Genomic DNA, 3,910 nt, shown 5'->3' with positions numbered 1-3,910 from the left:
GCAGCCGTCCGGTGCCCTGCAGCGGGTGGGGCCGCCGGGCCGCCTCCTGCCGGCGCACGAGGACGTCGTCGGTGGCCTCGAGGAAGAGCAGGGTCGCCTGGCGGCCGGTCGCGCCGTGGGCGAGGTTGGCGGTGAGCGACTGGAAGAACGACCCGGACCGGACGTCCACCACCACTGCGATCGGCTGCCGCACGCCCCGGTTCTCGTCGACGAGGCGCACGACGTCGCGCAGCAGCGAGGGCGGCAGGTTGTCGACCACGTAGTAGCCGAGGTCCTCGAGCTCCTTGGCGGCGGTGCTCCGGCCGGCCCCGGTCATGCCGGTGACCACGACGAGCTCGCCGCGGTCGTCGGGGCTGGGCGCGGTCGACGACGGCGCACCCCGGGGGGTCAGCGACGGGGCCTCGGCCATTCAGGACTCCTCCAGCTCTCCGGTGGCGGTGTTGACGCTCACGGTCCGGCCGCTGCGTGGGCCCTGCTCGGCCAGCGCGACCACGATGGCGTCGGCCGTGCGCGGGCCGATGCCCGGCACGGCGGCGATCTCGTCCACTGTCGCAGCCCGTAGCTTCTTCAGCGAGCCGAACTGCCGCAACAGGCTCTTGCGGCGCACCTCCCCCAGGCCGGGCACGTCGTCGAGCAGGCTCTCCACCATGCTCTTGGACCGCCGTGACCGGTGATGGGTGATCGCGAACCGGTGGGCCTCGTCGCGGATCCGCTGGAGGAGGTACAGCCCCTCGCTGGTGCGCGGCAGGATGACCGGGTCCTCCTGTCCGGGCACCCACACCTCCTCGAGCCGCTTGGCAAGGCCGCAGACCGGTACGTCGTCGATGCCGAGCTCGTCGAGGGCACGCTGCGCCGCCGCCACCTGCGGCGGGCCGCCGTCCACGACGAGCAGGCCGGGCGCGTAGGCGAACTTGCGCGGCCGTCCGGTGTCGGGGTCGACGAGCATCGGCCCCTCGGCGTCGATGTCGCCGGTCGCGCGCTGGTGAAGGCCGTCGAGGTCGGGCATCTCGGCCCGCTCGTCGAGCAGCCGACGGAACCGGCGGGTGACCACCTCGTGCATCGAGGCGACGTCGTTCTGGCCGTCCACGCCGCGCACCACGAACCGGCGGTACTCGCTCTTGCGGGCGAGTCCGTCCTCGAACACCACCATCGAGCCGACGACCTCGGTGCCCTGCAGGTTGGAGATGTCGAAGCACTCGATCCGCAGCGGCGCCGTCGGCAGCTCGAGTGCGATCTGGATCTCCTCCAGGGCGCGGTTGCGGGTGGTGAGATCACTGGCGCGCTTGGTCTTGTGCAGCCCGAGCGCCTGCAGGGCGTTGCGGGCGACGGTCTCCTGCAGGGCCTTCTTGTCGCCGCGCTGCGGGACCCGGATCGAGACCTTCGCCCCGCGCTTGTCGGTGAGCCACAGCTCCAGCGCCTCCTGATCGTCGGGGAGGGCCGGCACGAGCACCTCGCGCGGGATGCCGTCGGCTGCCTCGTCGGCGTAGAGCTGCTGGAGGAACCCGTGCATGAGGCCGGCCGTGTCGGCGTCGTCGACCTTGTCGGCGACCCAGCCACGCTGCCCGCGGACCCGGCCGCCGCGGACGATGAAGATCTGGACCGCGACCTCGAGCGGGTCCTCGGACACCGCGATCACGTCGGCGTCGGTGCCGTCGCCCAGCACCACTGCCTGCTTCTCCAGCGCCCGGTTGAGCGCGCCGAGGTCGTCGCGGAGACGGGCGGCCCGCTCGTAGTCCTGCTCGGCGGACGCGGCGTACATCTCCTTCTCGACCCGCTTGACGAACGCGGAGGTCTGGCCGCCCATGAAGTCGCAGAAGTCCTCGACGATCGCCCGGTGCTCCTCGGCGGAGACCCGGCCGACGCAGGGGGCGGCGCACTTGCCGATGTAGCCGAGCAGACAGGGCCGGCCGATCTGCGCGGAGCGCTTGAACACCCCATTGGAGCAGGAGCGCATCGGGAACACCCGCAGCAGCAGGTCGACGGTCTCGCGGATGGCCCAGGCGTGGGAGTAGGGGCCGAAGTAGCGCACCCCCTTGCGTTTGGCGCCGCGGCCGACCATCACCCGGGGGAACTCCTCGTTGAGGGTGACCGCGAGCCAGGGGTAGGACTTGTCGTCGCGGTACTTGACGTTGAACCGCGGGTCGAACTCCTTGATCCAGGAGTACTCCAGCTGGAGGGCCTCGACCTCGGTGCCGACCACGGTCCACTCCACGCTCGCGGCGGTCGTGACCATGGTCTGGGTGCGCGGGTGCAGCCCACCCAGGTCCTGGAAGTAGGACGTCAGCCGCGCCCGGAGGTTCTTCGCCTTGCCGACGTAGACCACCCGGCCCTGTCCGTCGCGGAACCGGTAGACCCCGGGCGAGGTCGGGATGGACCCCGGGGCTGGGCGGTACGTCGACGGGTCGGCCACGTGGACAACCCTAGGCGGTGGTTAGGACAGGTCAGGACAGGGTGATGGACTCCCCGTCGACGGTGATCGGGACCTCCGCGAGGCCCTTCGTCGCGGGACCGTTCTCGACCGAGCCGTCCTCGATGTTGTACTTGCTGCCGTGGCAGTTGCAGTTGATCGTGCCGTCCGACACATCGGCCACGATGCAGCCCTGATGGGTGCACACCGCCGTGAACGCCTTGAAGTCGCCGTCGGCCGGCTGGGTGATCACGACCTTCTGCTCGGCGAGCACCACACCGCCCCCTGACGGCACGTCGGAGGTGCTGGTCAGCTCGCTCCCCGCGGCGGGCTCCTCGCCGCCCGAGTCCCCGCCGCCGGTCCCGCCGGAGTCGGAGTCGTCACCGCAGGCCACGAGCAGCGGGGTCGCCAGGCCGGCGATCGCGACCCCGCGGATCACGCCGCGGCGGCTCAGGTCGGCGGACGCGGCGTCCGGGTTGTCGAACGGCTCGGAAGTCATGGTCGGTTCCCCTCTGGCGGATCGGTGGCGGGTCGGTGGCGACCCTGCTGAACACAGTAGGGGCGCACGAAGGGACGAGTCCTGAGAGCACTCTGAGTTTGTCCGCCGCGCAATTCCGGACATCCGGGGCGGAACGACGGCTATCGCTTCTTCGCGGTGGTCTTCCTCGTCGACTTCCGGGTCGCCGGAGTCTTCTTGGTCGGGGCGGCCTTGGCCGCCGCCGTGGTCTTGCGCGGGCGCTTGGCATTGCGGACGGCGGTGCCCTCGAGCAGCGGCGCGAGGAACTCGCCGGTGAAGCTGTCGGGGTGGCCGGCCACCTCCTCCGGCGTGCCCTCCGCCACCACCAGGCCGCCGCGGCTGCCGCCCTCGGGGCCCATGTCGACGATCCAGTCGGCCGTCTTGATTACGTCGAGGTTGTGCTCGATGACCAGCACCGTGTTGCCCTGGTCGACGAGGCGGCCGAGGACCAGGAGCAGCTTGCGGATGTCCTCGAAGTGCAGGCCGGTCGTCGGCTCGTCGAGGACGTAGACGGTGCGTCCGGTGGAGCGCTTCTGCAGCTCGGCCGAGAGCTTGACCCGCTGTGCCTCACCGCCGGACAGGGTCGGTGCGGGCTGCCCGAGCCGGACGTAGCCGAGCCCGACGTCGCAGAGCGTCTGCATGTGCCGGGAGATCGCCGGGATGGCGGCGAAGAAGTCCACCGCCTCCTCGATCGGCATGTCGAGCACCTCGGCGATGGTCTTGCCCTTGTAGTGCACCTCGAGCGTCTCGCGGTTGTAGCGGGCGCCGTGGCAGACCTCGCACGGGACGTAGACGTCGGGCAGGAAGTTCATCTCGATCTTGATGGTGCCGTCGCCGGAGCACGCCTCGCAGCGGCCGCCCTTGACGTTGAACGAGAACCGGCCCTGCTGGTAGCCGCGCACCTTGGCCTCGGGGGTGTTGGCGAACAGCTTGCGGACGTGGTCGAAGACGCCGGTGTAGGTCGCCGGGTTGGACCGCGGCGTGCG

3 protein-coding genes and 1 pseudogene are annotated in these 3,910 nt (G+C 70.9%); all 4 read right to left on the bottom strand.

Features of this window, described 5'->3' with window-relative positions; translation table 11 throughout:
- Positions 1-409, bottom strand: a 409-nt coding sequence (locus tag VFH10_RS04885; RefSeq protein WP_325126522.1) for an RNase adapter RapZ, incomplete at its 3' end; no start/stop codon positions are given.
- The gene (uvrC, locus tag VFH10_RS04880; RefSeq protein ID WP_325126521.1) at positions 410-2,410 is read right to left on the bottom strand and encodes an excinuclease ABC subunit UvrC; all 2,001 of its coding nucleotides are present in this window, start codon (positions 2,408-2,410) and stop codon (positions 410-412) included. It lies immediately after the preceding gene.
- A 31-nt stretch (positions 2,411-2,441) separates the two neighbouring features.
- Positions 2,442-2,906, bottom strand: coding sequence for a Rieske (2Fe-2S) protein (locus VFH10_RS04875; protein ID WP_325126519.1), 465 nt, complete (start codon positions 2,904-2,906; stop codon positions 2,442-2,444).
- Between the two features lie 140 nt (positions 2,907-3,046).
- Positions 3,047-3,910: pseudogene (locus VFH10_RS04870) on the bottom strand (excinuclease ABC subunit A); the annotation flags it as partial.

It is taken from the genome of Nocardioides sp. (assembly GCF_035697785.1).
In the GTDB taxonomy this organism is placed as follows: domain Bacteria; phylum Actinomycetota; class Actinomycetes; order Propionibacteriales; family Nocardioidaceae; genus Nocardioides_B.
Note: the sequence above shows the minus strand (reverse complement) of the source record. Positions and strands in the feature narration are given on the sequence as shown.